Source organism: Streptomyces sp. NBC_01546, assembly GCF_045208355.1.
GTDB lineage: Bacteria > Actinomycetota > Actinomycetes > Streptomycetales > Streptomycetaceae > Streptomyces.
Genome location: NZ_CP109379.1, coordinates 81,124 through 99,342, shown reverse-complemented (window position 1 = coordinate 99,342; position 18,219 = coordinate 81,124). Strand labels below are relative to the sequence as shown.

At 68.9% G+C, this 18,219-nt stretch carries 15 protein-coding genes and 2 pseudogenes; 8 read left to right on the top strand and 9 right to left on the bottom strand.

The genetic code is table 11. The annotated features are described in order from the left end of the window. Window positions 1-148 precede the first annotated feature (148 nt). The 4 genes from OHA89_RS00460 to OHA89_RS00445 all read right to left on the bottom strand — a co-directional run bounded on the left by OHA89_RS00460 (window position 149) and on the right by OHA89_RS00445 (window position 2,765). Window positions 149-835: a CBS domain-containing protein gene (locus OHA89_RS00460; protein WP_406364851.1), complete on the bottom strand. Its 687-nt coding sequence runs from the start codon at window positions 833-835 to the stop codon at window positions 149-151. 27 nt (window positions 836-862) lie between these two features. Then, a complete protein-coding gene (locus tag OHA89_RS00455; RefSeq protein ID WP_266616585.1) occupies window positions 863-1,732 on the bottom strand; it encodes a universal stress protein in 870 nt (289 codons plus the stop codon). 344 nt (window positions 1,733-2,076) lie between these two features. Further along, window positions 2,077-2,493 (bottom strand): CBS domain-containing protein, encoded by a 417-nt coding sequence (locus OHA89_RS00450; protein ID WP_406364850.1) that lies wholly within the window; start codon window positions 2,491-2,493, stop codon window positions 2,077-2,079. A gap of 71 nt (window positions 2,494-2,564) precedes the next feature. Further along, entirely contained in the window at window positions 2,565-2,765 is a 201-nt protein-coding gene (locus tag OHA89_RS00445) for a hypothetical protein (RefSeq protein ID WP_266616581.1), read from the bottom strand. A gap of 586 nt (window positions 2,766-3,351) precedes the next feature. On the opposite strand from OHA89_RS00445, the gene OHA89_RS00440 reads away from it, so the two are divergent. The 3 genes from OHA89_RS00440 (at window position 3,352) to OHA89_RS00430 (ending at window position 6,206) form a co-directional block, all read left to right on the top strand. Further along, a complete protein-coding gene (locus OHA89_RS00440) occupies window positions 3,352-3,771 on the top strand; it encodes a CBS domain-containing protein (protein WP_266616579.1) in 420 nt (139 codons plus the stop codon). Window positions 3,772-4,470: 699 nt separating this feature from the next. Further along, window positions 4,471-5,388, top strand: a complete 918-nt coding sequence (locus OHA89_RS00435) for an ABC transporter ATP-binding protein (RefSeq protein WP_266616577.1) — start codon at window positions 4,471-4,473, stop codon at window positions 5,386-5,388. Between the two features lie 47 nt (window positions 5,389-5,435). Then, entirely contained in the window at window positions 5,436-6,206 is a 771-nt protein-coding gene (locus OHA89_RS00430; protein ID WP_266616576.1) for an ABC transporter permease subunit, read from the top strand. A 65-nt stretch (window positions 6,207-6,271) separates the two neighbouring features. Here OHA89_RS00430 and OHA89_RS00425 read toward each other — a convergent pair. Continuing rightward, window positions 6,272-6,776 (bottom strand): annotated as a pseudogene (locus OHA89_RS00425) (transposase family protein); the annotation flags it as partial. Window positions 6,777-6,839: 63 nt separating this feature from the next. On the opposite strand from OHA89_RS00425, the gene OHA89_RS00420 reads away from it, so the two are divergent. After that, window positions 6,840-7,672 (top strand): IS5 family transposase gene (locus tag OHA89_RS00420; protein ID WP_406364849.1). Its coding sequence is split into 2 segments (ribosomal slippage): window positions 6,840-7,221 and window positions 7,221-7,672, totalling 834 coding nucleotides; the frame shifts between segments, so codons are not numbered across the junction. Window positions 7,673-7,779: 107 nt separating this feature from the next. On the opposite strand, the gene OHA89_RS00415 is transcribed toward OHA89_RS00420, so the two are convergent. The 3 genes from OHA89_RS00415 to OHA89_RS00405 all read right to left on the bottom strand — a co-directional run bounded on the left by OHA89_RS00415 (window position 7,780) and on the right by OHA89_RS00405 (window position 11,353). After that, window positions 7,780-8,505, bottom strand: a complete 726-nt coding sequence (locus OHA89_RS00415) for a hypothetical protein (protein WP_406364848.1) — start codon at window positions 8,503-8,505, stop codon at window positions 7,780-7,782. 177 nt (window positions 8,506-8,682) lie between these two features. Further along, window positions 8,683-9,351 (bottom strand): CBS domain-containing protein, encoded by a 669-nt coding sequence (locus tag OHA89_RS00410; protein WP_266616673.1) that lies wholly within the window; start codon window positions 9,349-9,351, stop codon window positions 8,683-8,685. Between the two features lie 574 nt (window positions 9,352-9,925). Beyond that, window positions 9,926-11,353: an MBL fold metallo-hydrolase RNA specificity domain-containing protein gene (locus tag OHA89_RS00405; RefSeq protein ID WP_406364846.1), complete on the bottom strand. Its 1,428-nt coding sequence runs from the start codon at window positions 11,351-11,353 to the stop codon at window positions 9,926-9,928. Between the two features lie 177 nt (window positions 11,354-11,530). Here OHA89_RS00405 and OHA89_RS00400 point away from each other — a divergent pair, with 177 nt between their 5' ends. The 4 genes from OHA89_RS00400 to OHA89_RS00385 are packed head-to-tail and all read left to right on the top strand — an operon-like array spanning window position 11,531 to window position 16,453. Next, entirely contained in the window at window positions 11,531-12,619 is a 1,089-nt protein-coding gene (locus OHA89_RS00400; RefSeq protein ID WP_266616570.1) for a zinc-dependent alcohol dehydrogenase family protein, read from the top strand. Continuing rightward, complete coding sequence (locus OHA89_RS00395) at window positions 12,619-13,305, top strand: helix-turn-helix domain-containing protein (protein WP_406364844.1); 687 nt, start codon at window positions 12,619-12,621, stop codon at window positions 13,303-13,305. The genes OHA89_RS00400 and OHA89_RS00395 overlap by 1 nt, the downstream gene beginning before the upstream one ends. Next, complete coding sequence (locus tag OHA89_RS00390) at window positions 13,302-14,054, top strand: HAD family phosphatase (protein ID WP_266616566.1); 753 nt, start codon at window positions 13,302-13,304, stop codon at window positions 14,052-14,054. Before OHA89_RS00395 ends, OHA89_RS00390 begins: the two co-directional genes overlap by 4 nt. Beyond that, window positions 14,051-16,453: a glycoside hydrolase family 65 protein gene (locus tag OHA89_RS00385; protein ID WP_266616564.1), complete on the top strand. Its 2,403-nt coding sequence runs from the start codon at window positions 14,051-14,053 to the stop codon at window positions 16,451-16,453. Before OHA89_RS00390 ends, OHA89_RS00385 begins: the two co-directional genes overlap by 4 nt. 211 nt (window positions 16,454-16,664) lie before the next feature. On the opposite strand, the pseudogene OHA89_RS00380 reads toward OHA89_RS00385, so the two are convergent. Continuing rightward, window positions 16,665-17,944 (bottom strand): annotated as a pseudogene (locus OHA89_RS00380) (nicotinate phosphoribosyltransferase); the annotation flags it as partial. Window positions 17,945-18,219: the final 275 nt, after the last annotated feature.

Genomic DNA, 18,219 nt, shown 5'->3' with positions numbered 1-18,219 from the left:
GACGGGCGTACGCCATGAACGGGCGTACTTTCATGAAATTGACGAAAAGGGTCCCTGGGACATGCGGAGAAGCGGCTGGCGGCCGTGCACCGCACGATCGGGATCCGCGAGAAGCAGGCGGAACTCTTTCCGCCCTGTGTCGCGGGGGTCAATGCGTGGCATGGCGAGGGTCGGCAACTGGAGACAGGTCGTCGATCGCGTAGCCGAGGGCTTGGTCCACGCTGACGACCCCGTCGACCGACTGGCACAGTCGTTCGACAATCGGAATGGTTGACCGCTCCTGGACCTGGCCGCTCAGGGAGACGACCCCTTCGTTTACGGTCACGGCAACGCCTCCCGGGGTCATCCTGAGCGTCCGGCCCAGTACGTCGTCGACGATTTCATCGCGGATGGCGTCGTCGCGACGGAGCATGGGGCGTAGCAGGTCGGTGCGGCTGACGATGCCCACCAGGGTTCCGGTGTCGTCGACCACCGGCAGACGCTTGACACCTCGCTCGTGCAGGAAGCGGGCCGTCTCGACGATGCCCCACTCCGGCCGGGCGGTCAGGACGGGGGTGGACATCAGATCGCCGGCGGTCCGGGCGTCCATGGAGGCACGGTCCATGGACGCCGTGGTGTGCATGGGGTCGCGCCCTTCGGTATCGGGCAGCCCGGCTTGCCTGCGGAGCAGGTCGGCTTCGGAGACGATGCCGATCGGGTGGAGACGGGTGTCCACGACGGGCAGGGCCGAGACCCCGTTGTCGTCAAGGCTCCGGGCGACCGTCTTGAGCGAGGCTTCGGGGCTCGCCGTGGCCACGTTCCGGGTCATGACGTCTGCGACAGTGCGATGAGACATGGTCCGATCTCCTTGTGAGTGGGGCCGTCAGTCGTGAGCGATGACCGCGACGGGCGCCGCGGAGTGGTGCAGGACCGCATGGGCCACGGACCCCAGATGCACGCCCAGGGGCGAGCGGCGCAGATGGCGACCCACAACCACCAGGTCTGCCCTAGCCGCGGCCTGAACGAGCTGCTCGCCAGCGGGCCCCATGAACGCCTCGTGGGTGACGCTCACGGACGGGAACTTGTGCCGCCACGGCATCAGCATGTCGTCGAGCATCACGGTGACACTCCGGCCGACCTCCCGCTCGTTCTCCGGGTCGAAGAAGGGCGCGTACTGGTACATGGAGGGCATCTTCCAGCCGTGGACCGCACGCAGGGCGCAGCCGCGACGGGCGGCTTCCTCGAAGGCGAAGGTCAAAACCTTGTCCGCTGCCTCATGGATGTCGATACCCAGGACGATCTCCCCGTACCGGATGGGCTCGGCCTCCTCGGGCGCGTCCGACACGCGTACGAGCACAACCGGCGTCTCGGTGGCCACCAGTGTCGACAAGCCCACCGAGCCGATGAGGAATCCGACCAGGCCTCCCACCCCGCGGGAGCCGAGGACGAGCAGCCCGGCGTCGGCCGCCTCCGCGGCCAGGGCTGCCGTCGGCCTGCCGGAGAGGCATCTCGTCGAGACCTCCAGCCCGGGATGCCGGCGTCGCACGTTCTCCGATGCCTCAGTGAGCGCCTCGTCGGCCCAACGGTCGGCAGCTTCGCGGCCCAGCCCCGGTACCGCAGGACTGATCAGCCAGTCGACAGCATGGACGAGCCTCAGCGGCACGTCCCGCAAGGCTGCCTCCCGGGCGCCCCAACGGGCCGCAGCCCGGCTCTCGGGAGAGCCGTCGACACCGACGGTCACATGGTGCTTCATGGCGAGACCTCCTTGGGCGCCGCGGGACGGCGGCCCTCTTCCAGCGTCACCTGCGGCGCGGTGACCGAGGAGGGGCCGAGTGGCCCCATGTGGGACCGATCAGCCCCCGCTACTCCCCGGAGGTGCGGTCCGCGCAGCCATCCAGGGTGTTCACCGCCGGATAGTCGGTCTCGGGCAGGGCGAGACCGGTGCGCTTGCTCAGCGCCTCGATGAAGTTTGAGGGAGTCGAGCTGTCGGCAAACCGCCGTGCGCCGGCGCGCCCATACTCGGGAGGGGGAGTGATCCGTCGCAGGCATCGTTCTCCGCGGCCGGGACAAGGCGTGTGTGAGGGCGAAGGCACACGTTCAGGAGGGCGGCCCGGGTGGTTCCTCGAGGACGCTCCACGCGACGGGACCGAGTAGGTCCGCCACCCGCTGGAAGACGTCCATCAGCAGGTCATCCACGGTCAGCATGCCCACCACCTGGCTTCCGTCCAGCACGGGCAGGCGGCGGACCCCGGTTCTCCGGAAGGTCCGGTACGCCTCGTGGATGTCGTCGGTCGCATTCACGGTGACGACTGGGGATGTCATCACCGCATCCACCGACTCGCCCATATCCAGGCCCCCGGCCAGCGCGCGCAGGGCCAGGTCACGGTCGGTGACGATACCCCGAAGCGCCCCACCTTCCGTGACCACCACGGAACCGATCCCGTACTCGCCCATCTGCCGGGCCACCTCACCGACCGGTGTCCGCGGAGGAATCGTCACTGCTGGTGCGCTCATTCGATCGGATACGTTCATCGTTCAGCTGCTCCCTGAAGCCTGCAGCCCGTGGGGCAGCAGGAGGTTGGAGTTCATGCTGCGGCTTCGGTGTCCACGGGTCGTTCTGACAGCCGCCCTTCCAGCATGCCGTCGGTCAGCTGCACGGCGCGATGGCCAAGGGCGTTGAGGAGCCGAACGGCGTCGTGGGGCAGGACGCAGTACTCGCTGCGGCAGTAGGCGACGACTTCGGAGCTGGGCGGCAGTTCCGCCTGGCCCGACGTGGCAGCGGGCACCCGTCCGGGTGAGAGAACCACGGCTGATCGGCGGGTGCGCAAGTGGTCACGGCCCTGCTCTCCCGAAGCTGCCGCGAAGTGCAATGTAACTCAGCGTGTCATGAGGGCCTTGGCCTCGGACTTCCAGCGTCGCCACCCGGAGTTCTCCCGCTCGGACTGCGCCATCGGCGCGAAGCGCAGCGCGCGGCGTGAACGTTGAGTACGCGTATCCGCTTCGGAGGTCGTGGGTGGGGTACTGCGCCGCCCGGGCCGGCCCGGCAGCAAACCGACGGGCACTACCTCGATGCCAGCCTGTGTATCCGGCCGGGGGCGGTGCCGAAGCCACCCATGTGGCCGCAGGCTTTCACTGGTGGCCCGAGTTGACAGTCATCACCTCTCGTTTAGGCCGAATGGTCCCCTCAAGGGACCCGATGGTCTCAAGACCGTTCTCCAGGCCAGGCGCAGATTGGAGGAGTCCCTGTCGGGCGCTCGAGCCCAGGGCAGATGAATCGAGGAGGGGGGAACTTAGGCACAGCGTGTTCCCGGACCCTCAGAAAGGTCACTCGGAGTTCCGTGCTCTGTCACCACAACCAACCAGGAGGCGGCCGTGACGACCGCGCGAGAGATCATGCACGAGGGCGCGTCCTGCGTCCGCGAGGAGGAGACGCTCATGGACGCGGCACGCCGCATGAGAGAACTGGGAGTGGGAGCACTCCCGATCTGTGGGCCGGATGACCGGCTGCACGGCATCATCACCGACCGTGACATCGTGATCAAGTGTCTGGCCAAGGGCAAGGACCCGCACCACATGACGGCAGGCATGCTGGCCGAGGGCAAGCCGTTCACGGTCGCCGCGGACGCAGACAGCGGACAGGTCCTGCACATCATGCAAGAGCACCGTGTCCGACGACTGCCCGTCATCGAAGACCATCGGCTCGTCGGCATGATCAGCGAAGCCGACCTCGCACGCCATCTGTCAGAAGACCAGGTTGGGCACTTCGTCGAAGCCGTCTGCGCCGTCCCTTGAAGCACTGTGAGGGCGGGTAAGGGATCTGGGGCCCGGCCGGCTGGCCGCTCACGTGCTACGCCGGGCGGCCCACCGGCGGACCCCGGAACTGCCGATAGGAGGAGAGCGTGACGGCGCATGCGACTCCACTCGGGGAACTCGTGGCAGCTCCCCCTGAACCGGTCTGTCGTGGTCCGAGTGGCACGCTGCCGACGCGCACGACGCCGACGCCTCCTCCCGGGGATCCGGGGAGGGACCAACCCGGGCTGCGTCCCATACACACCATCCGGGTGCTTGATCTCTTCGGCTGATCCATCGGCCTCGTGTCGGAGATGTGCAGTGACTGTGGTGCGGCCACGGGGACGGCCGGCGCAACGCGTGACAAGAGACGGCACTGCTTGCAGCGACGCTGCTCCGTCCGAGGAAGCGGAGCCGCGCGGACACCCAGCTTCGCCCCAGGGCGTCGACATGGCATCCGCCGATCGCGGCGACGAAGCCGCTGCCGAGCGCCCGCCCACGTGCCGGCGGCCGCGCGTAGTGGCCAGGTTGAGAAAGTACATCGCGGGGCCGAGGGCCGAGGCACCGGGGAGGCCGACGCGTTCGGCGACCGCCGGTGCCCAGGTCCGTCGTATGCGCAGGAGCTGAGCGTTCTCCTTGCCGCTGGCTTCCGGAACCGTGGTTCGTGGGGCGCGGGCTTGAGGGCGGCGACAGACTGGTTCCATGGGCACTGGGTATGCCATCGAGCTAAGCGGGCTGACCAAGATGTACGGGGCTGTGGTCGGTGTGGAGGGGCTGACGCTCAATGTGCGGGCCGGGGAGGTCTTCGGGTTTCTCGGGCCGAACGGGGCCGGCAAGACGACCACCTTGCGGTGCTTGACGGGGCTGCTGCGGCCGACTTCGGGCCGGGCGCTGATGCTGGGGCTGGACCCCATAGCTGATCACCGGCGGGTGGCCCCGGAGGTCGGATACCTGCCAGGTGAGCTACGGCTGTATCCGGAGCTCACGGGCGAGCAGACCCTGGATCTTCTCTCCGCCCTGCAGGGTGTGCCGTCGCGGCGCCGCGGGGAGCTGTGCGAGCGGCTGGGGCTCGACTCGGCGATCTTGCGGCGGACGGTGGGCGAGTACTCGCGGGGCATGAAGCAGAAGATCGGCCTCGTCCAAGCGTTGCAGCACGATCCGCGGCTCGTGGTGCTGGACGAGCCCACCGAGGGACTGGATCCCTTGGTGCAGGAGACGTTCTTCGAGCTGATGAGGGAGGCCGCGGCCGGCGGCCGGACGGTGCTGCTGTCCAGCCATGTGCTGCCCGAGGTGCAACGGGCCTGCGGGCGCGTCGCGATCGTACGGGACGGGCGCTTGGTGACCGTGGAGAGCGTGGCGGCGCTCCGTGAGGCCCGGGCCCGCAGGATCCGTCTCACCTTCGGCGACGGGGCGGGGCCTCGGCCCTTGGGGCTCGGGGATCAGTGGTCGCCGCAGTGGGCGGGCGACCGGGTGGAGCTGCTCGTGCCGCCGAGCGAGGTGGTGGCCGCGCTGAGGGGCCTGCTGGCTTTGGCAGTGGCCGACGTAACCGTGGAGGAGGCGGGCCTTGACGAGGCGTTCTTGGACCTTTATCGGAACGGGGAAGCGGGGGAGGAGCTGTGAAATCCCGATGGCCGTTGTTGTGGCTGGCGCTCCACCGGCGTCGGCGGATGCTGGTCGCCCTGGTGATCGGGATGGCCGTCTTCGAGGCACTGATCGTCGTCGTGGCGAACACGATTCCGCCGGGCCAACTGTTCTCCGGGAGGGGGAAGGGGACGCCGTCGGCCTTCCGGGCGTTCAGCGGGTCCACCGGTGATGTGTCGATCGCGAGCTACCCGGGGCTGTTGGGGGCCGGCCTGGTGCATCCGTTCTGGATCGCCATGCAGCTGACGGCGATCGGTGCCCTTGCGGCTGCGGCCGTGGCCGCCGACGTGGAGTCGGGGACGATCGAGCTGCTCATCGTTCGCCCGGTGTCCCGCAACCGCCTTCTGGCCGAGCGTACGGTCGCGTTGGGGCTGGCCGCGCTGGCTCTGAACGCGGCCGCCACGCTGACGGTGGCGACGGGGGTGGCTCTGTCACCGGACATCCATCAGGACGTGCCGCTCAGCGGAGTGTTCGCCGCCGGGGTGATGGGGTGCGGGTTTGCGTTGTGCCTGATGGGGCCGGCCCTGGCTGTATCGGCGTGGGGGCGCAGGCGGGCCCAGGTGATCGGGGCGACCATCGCGATCGGGGCCGTGGGTTTCGCGGTGAACTTCATTGCCCTGGCGTGGTCGAAGGCGGCGCCGCTCCGCTTCATCAGCCCGTTCCACTACTACACGCCGGGTGACGCACTTGCCCAGGGACACGTGCTGTGGCCGCAGTTGGGGGTCCTCGTCGGCGTCGGAGTGCTGGGACTCGTTGCGGCACACGCCTTGCTGATGAGGCGGGATCTGTCCCCCTGAGGACTGTCCCGCGGATGATCACCGTGCTCGTGGCAGGGTGGCTGGTTGACTCGTGGCTCCGTCTGTCCGGCAAGGGCGGGGTGGTGCAGCCGGGCGTGCCGAGCGTGGCGTGGTGGACCCCGCGCCTTTCAGGTGGCAATCACGCAGGATCTTCCAGCACTTCATCCGGGCGAAGACGTACTCCACGCAGCTGCGGACTTGGCGGTGGGAAGCGTTGTGCTCTTCGTTCCAGGCTGGCAGTTCGGCCTGTCCGGGCTCTGCAGGATTACCAGCCCTGTGCTCGATGGCCACAGCCGACGACCACGACGAGCGGGGTGTCCGCGTCGATGACGGCCTGGTGGATGGTGGGCTATCGGCGGTTCTTCGACTGCTCGGCCAGGTCGTGATCGCGGGTGGCCAGCAAGGTGCCGTCCACGGTCAGCACGGTGTCCTTGCGGCCTGCAGTGCCCGATTGCGGCCCAAGGTCGTTGATGATCCGATCGGCCGCGGCTTCGAGATCCCGAAGAGCGGGCCGAGCTGCCGCAGCCTCAGATTCGCACGCCAGTGAGCCGTGACCGTCAGCAGTCGGTCGCCGAAACAGCGCAGGCTTAGAGGCCCTAACAGAAGCTGTTGATCATGTGCCTTTCGGTTCGGATGGTCGTTGGTCTGGCCGTGGGGAAACGTCAGTCGCGGCCATGGATCGTGTCGGATGAACTGTGGTCGCTCATCGAGCCGTTGCTGCCTGCGCCGGCGCCGAAACAGGTGGAGGGACGCCCTCGGGTGCCGGACCGGCAGGCCCTCTGCGGGATCCTGTTCGTACTGCATACCGGGATCCAGTGGGAGTACCTGCCGCAGGAGCTGGGCTTCGGATCAGGCATGACCTGCTGGCGGCGCCTGGCCGCATGGAACGACGCCGGCGTCTGGGACCAACTGCACCTGGTGCTGCTGAAGAAGCTGCGGATCGCGAAGAAGCTGGACTGGTCGAGGGCGGTGATCGACTCCTCCCACGTCCGGGCCGCTCGACGGGGCCCAAAAGCGGGCCCAGCCCGGTCGACCGCGCACGTCCGGGCAGCAAGCACCACCTCATCGTCGACGGCCAGGGCATCCCGCTCGCCGTCTCGCTGACCGGCGGGAACCGCAACGACGTCACCCAGCTGATACCCCTGCTGAAGAAGATCCCATCGGTCGCCGGCCTCGGACGGCCACGCAACCGACCCGACACCCTGCTCGGTGACCGCGGCTACGACCACGACAAATACCGCCGTCTCGTCTGGGCGCTGGGCGTCAAACCGGTGATCGCCCGCCGAGGTGTCCCGCACGGCTCCGGCCTCGGCGTCTACCGGTGGGTCGTGGAACGGACCATCGCTTGGCTCCACGGCTTCCGCCGGCTACGAATCCGGTGGGAACGACGCGACGACATCCACGAGGCCTTCCTCGGCCTCGCCACCTGCCTCATCACCCACCGCCACGTCCAACGCCTTTGTTAGGACCTCTTAGCCCGCTTAACGGGACTGTCCAGGGCGGCACCGTAGCCATGAGCACACCTGCTACTTGAAGATCATCTCGCGAGGTGGGACCACTCCCGGCTGCTGCCCTATTCGGACTGCAATTCGCGAACCCGGGCACGGAACATGCGCCAGCGCCTCTCGTTCTCATGCACAAGCGTCGCTGACTCCGCCATCAGGTCGGCTGCCCGGTCGAACAGCTCAGAAGTCGAATAGAGGTAGTCAGGGGCCTTCCGCTCGCCTCGCAGGTCGGCCCGGAGCGCCGCCGGAGAGAAGTCGACCCTGGCCAGCAGGTCAAGGGCGCGGCGCAACAGCCGTGCGACCAGAGCCTGCAGTCCCGCCGACTGCCAGTCATTGGCGATGATCCGGTGCCGCTCCCCCAACAGGTCGGCAAGCGCCGGGTAGGCTGCCAGGCTTCCCGCGATCTCCCACGCCTGCTCCATCGCGTGGGCCAGCCAGACGCCGCCCCGCTCGGTGTCTTCGGCAAGCATGCCGACTTCCCTCTTCAATTTTCGGAGTTCGGCGGGCTCGTCCTCCCCTTCCATGAAGAGGATCCCCGACTCTGCTACGAGCCCCGGTGCATTCAGGTCCTCCGTGCCGGCGAACGCAATCGTCGACGTCTGCTCACCAGCTTCGACGTCGCTCCACCAGTCAGCCAGTGACTTCAACGCCCGAGATCGCGCCTGTAGCTCTTCGGCCTGCCGCAGTGGGGCATGTGAGTAGTACTTCTCATGCTCTCGATGGAACCGCGCCAGGTTGTCGATCACCTGTAGCAGCGAGTCTGGAGGGGTGTGCTGCGCCTCGTCCTCAGGCATGCCAGCAGTGTGCACCACGTCTCACACACACGGCACGGGGGCACGCCCATCAGGGCAAAGACCAGCTCGGTCGGCCGGAGGAGGCATTGACGTACCGCGCCCCTCACTCGTGTTTGCCGGCTGGAGGGATCACCGATGGGCCCGTCACGCACTCAAAGTCATTTGCGGGACAGCCCGTTAGGCTCTGTCATCCGGGTCGGAGGCGAGCGCTTCCAGGCGGTTGCGCACGTTCACGACTCCCTCGACGGCCTGGGCGAGGCGTGTGGCCAAAGGGATGCGGTGTGCGTCGCGTACCTGGCCGGAGAGCGTGACGACTCCGTGCGTGACATCGACCTTGACGGTCTTCCGCGAGACGGGGAAGAGCTGCTCGACGACCTCGTGGCTGATCTCGGCGGCGAGTGCGTCGTCGGAACGCAGGAAGACCTTGAGGAGGTCGGCGCGGCTGACGATGCCCTTGAGGGTGCCGTTGGCGTCGACGACCGGGAGGCGCTTGATGTGTCGTTCGGCCATGAGGCGGGCGACCTGGGGAAGAGTCGCGCTGGGGTGCACCGTGACGGCAGGGGTCGTCATCAGGTCTGCGGCACACGTGGAGCCGGCCTTCGAGGTGTCGGCGAGACGGCGCATCTGCTCGATCATGCCGGGGCGGTGTTCGTGGAACTCCTCTTTCGGCAGGAGATCGGCTTCCGAGACGACGCCGACCACCCGTCCCTCACCTTCGACGACGGGGAGGGCAGTGACCTTCCACCGCTCGATGGCGGTGACGATCTCCTTGAACTCTGCCGTGGGGGTGACTGCCACGACCTTGTGGGTCATGACGTCGGCGACGGTGTACGGGGTGGAGGTCATGGCATGTTCCTCAGCGGGCGTGGGCGAGCGGCTAACCGCTGCCGTGAGGGGCGAACAGGTCGAGGATCCCGTGCGGGCGGAGGAGAGGCGCTGCGCTATAACGGCCGCGACGGCGATCGAGGCGGCGCGTCCTACCACGGAGTCCCCCTTGCAGAGCTCTCGTACGGCGGTGGCGTCGATTTCGAGGGCCCGGACCGGGTGGGTGGCGGTGGCGCCGAGGTGCCAGACGTAGGGCGGGACCATCCAGGACCAGCCGAGCAGCTCCCCGGAGGCCAGGGTATCGACAACCGTGGCCCTGTGCCCGGGAACGTGCACGTCAAGGTCGACGGTGCCGTTCTCGATGATCCAGAACCGGTCGGCGCGCCGCCGCTCCTCGACGGTGCGGGTCCTGCCGGGAAAGTCCACCCGGCGGGAGTGAGCGAGCAGGGCCTCGTGTGCCTCGGGTGCCATGTCGTTCAGCAGGGTCCTCATGGTGCCCATGGCGTGCCTCCAACCCTTCCCCCAGAGGCTCGCGCCCGGCTCAGGGGCTTCGGGAGGGCCTCGCGGTACCTAACGTAGGGCTGTGCGGCCCAGGTCAGCGGACCAGGACAGCTTCCCCGGACTTGGGTACGACGGCCGTCCAGCCGAGCTCGCGGTCGATGCGGTCCCGGAGTGTCTCGGATGCGCTTTCCTCGCCGTGGACCAGGTAGGTGGTGTGGGGTGCGGGGGCGCCGCGCAGCCAGTCGATGATCTGGCCGGCGTCGGCGTGGGCCGAGAAGTGCGGTACATCGGCGATCTCGGCTCGCACGGGGATGTACTCGCCGAACATCTTGAGGGCGCGTGCGCCGTCCACGAGGTCGCGGGCCCGGGTGCCCGCCGCGGCGAACCCGACGATGACCACGGCGCTCCGCGGGTCTGGAAGAACCCTGCTCAGGTGGTGCAGGACGCGCCCGCCCGTCGCCATGCCGGCGGAGGAGACGATGACGGCCGGCCCCTCGGCGTTGTTGATGTCGATGGACTCCTGCACCGTGCGGGCGGCAAGGAAGGGATCCGGGCTGATCGCCTGGTCGCCCTGGGCCAGGGCCTCCGGCCGCAGCTCGGGGGACTGGGAACGAAGGGCGTCGCGGTAGACGTCGAGCGCGGCCAGGGCCATGGGGCTGTCCACGTACACCGGCACGTGGTGGGGCAGGACACCGTCCCGGCGCAGTCCGGCGAGTTCGTGCAGTACGACCTCGGTGCGGTCGATCGCGAAGGCCGGGATCACGACGGTTCCACCCCGGGAGAGGGTTCGGGTGATCACAGAGGCGAACTCCCGCTGAGCCGTCTCGTGATCATGGCGCCGGTCTCCGTAGGTGGACTCCATCAACAGCACGTCCGAGCCTGTGAACGGCTCCGGAGGGAGGAGCAGGGGGTGGCCGGGGCGGCCGAGGTCGCCGCTGACGGCGAGCGTGTGCCCGTCCTCCAGCGTGAGGTGGACCCAGGCGGAGCCGAGGATGTGGCCGCCGTGGTGCAGTTTCAGCTTCGTTCCCGCCATGATCTCGACCTCTTCGCCCACCGGCACGGGGTCGAAGTACTTGACCGTCTGGTCCACGTCGTTGTCGTCGTAGAGCGGAGCGGCGGGCCGGTGCTTGGACCAGCCGTGTTTGTTGGCGTGCTGAGCGGCTTCCATCTGCAGTTTCGCGCTGTCACGGAGGACGATCTCGGCGAGTCGGGCGGTGTGGGCGCTGGTCAGGATCGGCCCGCGGAATCCGTGCCGGACCAGCCGGGGCAGGTAGCCGCAGTGGTCAAGGTGGGCATGCGTGACGACCACGGCGTGGATGTCGGAGGCGTCGCACGCCAGTTTCTCCCAGTTGCGCCTTCGCAGGTCCGCGAAACCCTGGAAGAGGCCGCAGTCGACGAGGATGCGGGCGTGGTCGCTCTCGACCAGAAACTTGCTGCCGGTCACGGTCCGCACGCCTCCCAGGAAGCGGAGCAGAGCCGGGCGGGAGGACGAGGGCACGGTTGTCGGGGCTGTCTCGGCCATGGCGGCAGCCCTCCTTCCGAGGCGGGTACCGGTCTTCACCATCGCAGTTGCCGCATGGGGCGGAGAGGGGGCCGACAGGGGCAGGACAGGGACCGACCGGCCCATGCGGCGAAGCAGCTGTCGGGGTCAGCCTGGCGGTGTCCCCCACCGGACGAGACAGGGAAGAAGGACGATGTCATGAAGGCACTCGTCTTCCACGGCCCGGGACAGACCGCCTGGCAGGACGTGCCCGATCCGAGCATCAAGGACACCGCCGACGCGATCGTCCGCGTCGACGCGGTGACCATCTGTGGCACCGACCTGCACATCATCAAGGGCGACGTGCCCGAGGTGACCCCGGGCTGCGTATTGGGCCACGAGGCCGTCGGGACCGTGGTGGAGACCGGCGGCGACGTCCGCACCGTCCGGCCCGGGGACCGGGTCCTCATCTCCTGCATCTCTTCGTGCGGCCGGTGCCACTTCTGCCGCAAGGGCCACTACGGACAGTGCCGCGGAGGCGGAGGCTGGGTCCTCGGCCACACCATCGACGGCACCCAGGCCGAGTACGTCCGCGTTCCCTTCGCCGACCTCTCCGTGCACCCGCTCCCGAGCGCGGTGGACAGCCACGACGCGGTCCTGCTGGCGGACATCTTCCCCACCTCGTACGAGGTCGGCGTGCTCAACGGAAACGTGCGGCCGGGCGACACGGTCGTGGTGGTCGGGGCGGGCCCGATCGGCCTCGCAGCCATGGCCACCGCCGGCCTTTACAGCCCCGGCCGGATCGTCGCCGTCGACCTTGCGGACTCGCGGTTGGCCGCCGCCCGCGCACTCGGCGCGGACACAACCGCCAGCGCGACCGAGGAACCGGAACAGCTGGTCGCCGACCTCACCGACGGGCTCGGCGCCGACGTGGTCATCGAAGCCGTCGGAGTCCCGGAAGCCTTCGAGATGTGCACCCGCATGGTGCGTCCCTGCGGCCGCGTCGCCAACATCGGCGTGCACGGCAAGCCCGCCACCCTGCACCTCGAAGACCTGTGGATCAAGGACGTCACCATCACCACAGGGCTGGTCGACACCTACTCCACACCGATGCTGCTCCGCATGATGGCGGCCGGCCGCCTCCCCGCAAGCGCGCTGGTCACCCACCGCTTCGAGCTGGGACAGATGGAAGAGGCGTACGACGTGTTCGCCCGCGCCGGTGACACGGGTGCACTGAAAGTAGTACTGGGCAGCCCCCGGCACGACGTGGTTGCCGAGGCGGCTCAGCGCGAAGTCGAGAGGACGTGATGGTCGTGAGCAGGAACAAGTCCGGACCCGCCTCCACCGAGGTGCCCGCCGGTCGTACCGACCTGGGGCGCCGGATCGCCGCGCGCCGCCAGGAACTCGGCCTCACCCGGGAGCAGGTGGGCAAGCGCTGCGGGGCCGACGCCACGTACGTCGCCTACCTGGAAGAACACGCTGCGGCCCCCGCCATCGGCTCCCTCGCCCGTATCGCCGACGCGCTGGGAACGACCGTGGCGGAACTGACCGGCGCGACCACCGAGTATCCGCCCGGGCGGGGCACCGCTCTGCGGGACGCGGAACTGATCACGCTCACCGACGCCGAGTGCCGACGTCTGCTGTCCACCCACGGCATCGGCAGGGTCGCGGTCTTCACTCCCGAGGGACCTGCGATCTTCCCCGTGAACTACGTGGTGGCCGGCAACGAGATCGCGTTCCGCACGTCCGAAGGCGCGGTTCTCGCGAGGGCCGCAGGTACGGAGGTGGCCTTCGAGGTCGACCACATCGACGACGCCATGAAACAAGGCTGGAGTGTCATGGCCGTGGGCGAGGCCGAGGGCGTCGTCGATGCGGCGGGCAGGCAGCGTCTCGATGCCGTTGCGCGCTCGATGCCCTGGGCAGGGAGCGAGCGCACCCACTGGATGAAGATCACACCGATCCGGATCACCGGACGCCGCGTGGTGAACCCGTGAGCACACTCCGCGCGGTCATCTTCGACACCGACGGGGTGCTGCTTGACTCGGCGGCGCTGCACGCCGCTGCCTGGAAGTCGGCATTCGACGGTTGCCTGGACACCTGGGCATCGGCTGGCGGGAGGCAGTCGCCTTTCGACGCCGAACGGGAGTACCGGGGCCTGGTCGACGGCAAACCCCGCCATGACGGTGCGCTGGCTTTCCTGACAGCCCGGCGGATCGTATTGCCGGAGGGTGCCCCCGACGATCCACCTGGCTGCGGCACCGTGTGGGCGGTCGCCACCAGGAAGGAACACGCGTTCATGGAAACGCTGCGGACCCGCCCCGTCGAGCCCTTCGATGACGTCAGGCCCGCGCTCAGCAGGCTCAGGAACCAGACCGTGCGGTGCGCGGCCGTATCGGCTTCGCGTCATGCCCGCCCACTGCTGGAATCCGCGGGCCTGGCCGGCCTCTTCGACGCTCTGGTGGACGGGGCCGACGCCGACCGGCTCGGTCTCGCCGGCAAACCGGATCCCGCGCTGTTCCTCGAAGCCGCTGACCGGCTGGGCATCGCCCCCGCCCGCGCGGCCGTCGTCGAAGACGCGCTCGCCGGGGTGGAAGCAGGACGTCGCGGTCACTTCGGCCTGGTCGTAGGCATCAGTCGGACCCGTGTCCCTGACGCTGAAGTGCAATTGCGCGCTCATGGCGCGGATGTGGTGTTTCCCGGCCTCACCGCCGTGGCGGAGAGAGTGTGCGGAGCAGTGCCGTGAACACCTCGTGGACCTGGGCCTTCAACGACTACGACCCGAAGGAGGAGCGTCTGGTCGAAGCCCTGTGCGCACTCGGCAACGGCAGATTCGCCACCCGGGGAGCCGCGTCCGAGGTCAGCGCCGACACCATCCACTACCCCGGAACGTATGCGGCCGGCTGCTACAACCGGCTCTCCTCGAAAGTCGCGGGCAAGAGCGTCGCCAACGAGGATCTGGTCAACCTGCCCGACTGGCTCCGCCTGCGCTACCGCTGCCTGCCGGACGACGGGCCGACGGGTGCCTGGCTCACTCCCGACGACCCGAGCCTGCGGCACCACAAGACCTCGCTCGACCTCCGCGGCGGCGTCCTCACCCGCCGGATGCTCTTCCAGGACGGCCACGGCCGCCGACTCGGCGTCACCCACACCCGACTGGTCCACATGGGCGACCCGTACCTCGCCGCCCAGCGGACCACCTTCCGCGCGTACGGCTGGAGCGGGACGATCGAGGCCGAGGCGGTCCTCGACGGCAACGTCACCAACGCGGGCGTCGAGCGCTATCGGGACCTGGACGGGCACCACCTCACCGGCCACCGCGCCGGAGTCGGCGCGGATGGTGTCGCGTGGCTGTCCTGCCGGACCAGTGCCTCCCGGATCGGCATCGGTGTCGCCGTCAGGACGACGTCCCGGCCCATCGTCGCGGCGGCCATGAGCTGTACACAGGCCGCCACGACCCAGACGTTCAGGCTGCCGATCTCCCGCAATCGTTCCGCAACCGTCGTCAAGTCCGCAGCCCTGTACACATCCCTGGACCGCCCACAGGGCGATCCCCTCTCACGCGCCGTCGAGGCGGCGTCACACGCCGCCGCGTTCGAGGTGTTGCTCGCCTCCCATCGTGCTGCCTGGAAACGTCTCTGGAGCCAGGGTGAAGTGAAGGTACCCGGCGAGGCGGGGCGCATCCTTCGGCTCCACCTCTTCCATGTCCTCCAGACGCTCTCCCCGCACACGGCGGAGATGGATGTCGGTGTGCCCGCCCGAGGACTGCACGGCGAGGCGTACCGCGGCCACGTCTTCTGGGACGAACTGTTCGTCCTGCCCTACCTCACACTGCACTTCCCGGAAGTGGCACGCGCTCTACTCATGTACCGTCACCGCCGGCTCCCGGCGGCCCGTACCGCCGCGCAGGGGTGCGGTCTTCGCGGTGCGATGTTCCCCTGGCAGAGCGGTAGTTCGGGCGTCGAGGAGACGCAGACGCTCCACCTCAATCCCAGGTCGGGCCGGTGGCTGCGCGACCACTCGCACCTGCAGCGCCACGTAGGGTCGGCCATCGCGTGGAACGTCTGGCGCTACGGTCAGACCACCGGGGACACCGGTTTCATCGAAGGCCCCGGGGCGGAACTGCTGCTCGACATCGCCCGCTACTGGGGCTCCGTGACCACCTTCGACGCCGACCGTGAGCGCTACCGGATCCGCGGTGTGGTCGGCCCGGACGAGTACCACGACGCCTACCCCGAGGCGCCAGGGCCCGGCATCGACGACAACGCGTACACGAACGTGACCGCGGCCTGGACCCTTGCGCGGGCACGTGAGCTGCTCGACAGGCTGCCTGAAGCGCGCCGGAGAGAGCTGGTCGAGCAACTCGGCTCCGACGAGGAGACCTTGGAGCGCTGGGAGGACATCTCCCGTCGGATGTACGTGCCGTTCCACACCGGCGTCGTCAGCCAGTTCGAAGGCTACGGAAGCCTGGCCGAACTGGACTGGCAGGCCTACCGGGCCCGCTACGGCGACATCCGCCGGCTCGATCGCATCCTGGAAGCCGAAGGTGACACGGTCGACCGCTATCAGGCCTCGAAACAGGCCGACACCCTCATGCTCGGCTACCTCTTCCGCCCCTCGGACCTACAGGCTCTCTTCGCCCGTCTCGGCTACCGGCTCGATGACGACGTTTGGCGCGAGACGGTCACGTACTACCTGAACCGCACCAGTCATGGGTCGACTCTCAGCAGCCTGGTGCACGGGTGGGTCCTCGCCTGCCAGCAGGGCGCGGACGCCTGGCGGTACTGCGAGGAGGCCCTGCTCAGTGACGTGGCGGATATTCAGGGCGGCACCACCGGCGAAGGCGTCCACCTCGGCGCCATGGCCGGCACCCTCGACCTCATCGAGCGGGGTATCGCGGGGCTCGAGGCGGGCCCGGGGGGACTCCTCATCGACCCCGTCCCGCTCCGGGAGGTTCCCCGCTCCTCGTTCACCTTCTGTTATCTCGGGAACCGAGGCATCCGTGTCCAGCTCCTTCCCGGCAGGCTGGGCATCAGTGTGCCCACCTCCTCGCTGGCATCGCCGCTGCCGGTGTGCCTGGCCGGCGAACGGCTTGCGGCCGTTGCCGCGGGGGAGGAGCGATGGTTCCGACTGACTGGGGACTGACCCAGGCGGGCCCCGACGAGGTGCGCCGGAACGATGGAGGGCACCGCGCCGCGCGCTGGACGGTCACGAGCCCGAGAATGGAGTCAGCCCTCAGCTGCTTCCGGAGGTGCATGGTGTGAATGCCGTACACGGACAGCGACCCCAGATGGCGGTCCCTGACCTTTCTGCCAAGCCGGATCGGCTCTTCGACAGGGAGGACGAATGGTCGACTCTGCGCGGAAGCGGCCGGGACCGGCGCCTCGGGGTCCTGAATGCGGCGCGCGGCTGCCGGTAGCCCGGCGAGATCCGCCTCGAATCGTGCTCGGGCAGCAGCGAGCGAATCGGGTGGGATCGTCCGGCGTCCGCCCCGCATCACCGTACGCAGCAGGGGCGTCGCCCCGTCTGGCGGTTCTTCGCCGTGCAGGCCGATCACATCCATGCACCCGGGTCGGCGGAACACCTGCTTGGGGGCAGGCGCGGTGACCTTCGCGGCCGACAGCTTCATCACCGGCCTCCCGTCGTATTCGACCAGCTTGTACGCCGCATCCAGGTACGGGGCGTCGGCTGCCACGCCCACGCGGGTCCCGACCGCGAAGACATCGATCGGAGCTTGGTCGCCGATGAGCGCGGCGATGGCGTATTCGTCCAGGCCGCCGCTCGCGATGATCCGTACGTCCTCCAGCCCGGCCGTGTCGAGCAGGGCTCGTGACCGGTGGGCGAGTGCGCCGAGGTCGCCGCTGTCGAGGCGGATCGCGCAGCCCGGGCCGCGGCGCAGGTCGGCCAGGACATGGGCGGCGGTCGCGACGCCACCTTCCGTGTCATACGTGTCCACGAGGAACGTGAGCGGGCCGGGGTGGGCGCGGGCGAACGCGCGGAAGGCATCCTCTTCGCAGGCGAAGGTCTCGACGTACGAGTGCGCCATCGTGCCGGACGCGGAGATACCGAGCTGGGTGGCGGCAGCGACGTTGCTGGTGCCGGAGAATCCCACCAGAGCACCCAGCCGGGCGGCCTGCAGCCCCGGCCCCGGGGCCGTGGGTGCGGCGCAGCGAGAAGTCCACCAGGGGCCGTCCTTGCGCGGCGATCACGCATCGGGCCGCCTTGGACGCGACCGCGGTCTGGCGGCAAATCTGCGTGAGCAGGTACGTCTCGACGAGCTGGGCCTGCGGCAGCGGGGCGGTGACCTCCAGCAGGGGCTCGCCGGCGAATACGAGCCGGCCCTCGGGAATTGCCCGGACGCCCCCGCCGAAGCTGAGGTCCAGCAGGGCGGCCAGCTCCTCAGGAGGCCTGTGCAGCGCGTGGGCGAAGTCCCGCACGTCATCCGCCGTGATGCGGAACCGGGAGGTGTAGTCCAGCGCCGGCTCCAAACCTGCGGCGACCTGCGGCGACGAGGAAACCCCGGCCGGGCGGCAGATCCCGGACGAACAGGCTGAACGTGGCCGGGGCACGCATACCTTCACGCAGGTATGACATTGCCATCGTCACCTCGTAGAGGTCGGTCGTCGTCTCGGACATACCTCCAGCGTGACCGCGCCCGGCCGCCGCGGCATGGGCCCTTTGGGCCCTCGATTGCCCCACGCGGCCCTGTCCGTGGCACGGCCCGGCGGGTTCCCTGGAAATGGGTTCATTCAGCCTGGACCAACCGCTCGGAGGTGTCTGGATGAGCATCTTGAGCTTGGCGGCATGTCCTTCTGCTCCTGGGAGCCACGGCAACGTCGTGCACGGCAGCGGTATGGGGCTCTGGGCCGCCTTCATCGCAGCTGCCCTGTTGAGGCCCATGGACCGATCGA

Coding starts and splice junctions, on each gene's coding strand:
- OHA89_RS00415 (WP_406364848.1), bottom strand. CDS start 8,505: ATGCCTGAGGACGAGGCGCAGCACACCCCTCCAGACTCGCTGCTACAG.
- OHA89_RS00435 (WP_266616577.1), top strand. CDS start 4,471: ATGGGCACTGGGTATGCCATCGAGCTAAGCGGGCTGACCAAGATGTAC.
- OHA89_RS00395 (WP_406364844.1), top strand. CDS start 12,619: ATGGTCGTGAGCAGGAACAAGTCCGGACCCGCCTCCACCGAGGTGCCC.
- OHA89_RS00410 (WP_266616673.1), bottom strand. CDS start 9,351: ATGACCTCCACCCCGTACACCGTCGCCGACGTCATGACCCACAAGGTC.
- OHA89_RS00460 (WP_406364851.1), bottom strand. CDS start 835: ATGTCTCATCGCACTGTCGCAGACGTCATGACCCGGAACGTGGCCACG.
- OHA89_RS00430 (WP_266616576.1), top strand. CDS start 5,436: ATGCTGGTCGCCCTGGTGATCGGGATGGCCGTCTTCGAGGCACTGATC.
- OHA89_RS00405 (WP_406364846.1), bottom strand. CDS start 11,353: ATGGCCGAGACAGCCCCGACAACCGTGCCCTCGTCCTCCCGCCCGGCT.
- OHA89_RS00455 (WP_266616585.1), bottom strand. CDS start 1,732: ATGAAGCACCATGTGACCGTCGGTGTCGACGGCTCTCCCGAGAGCCGG.
- OHA89_RS00450 (WP_406364850.1), bottom strand. CDS start 2,493: ATGAGCGCACCAGCAGTGACGATTCCTCCGCGGACACCGGTCGGTGAG.
- OHA89_RS00400 (WP_266616570.1), top strand. CDS start 11,531: ATGAAGGCACTCGTCTTCCACGGCCCGGGACAGACCGCCTGGCAGGAC.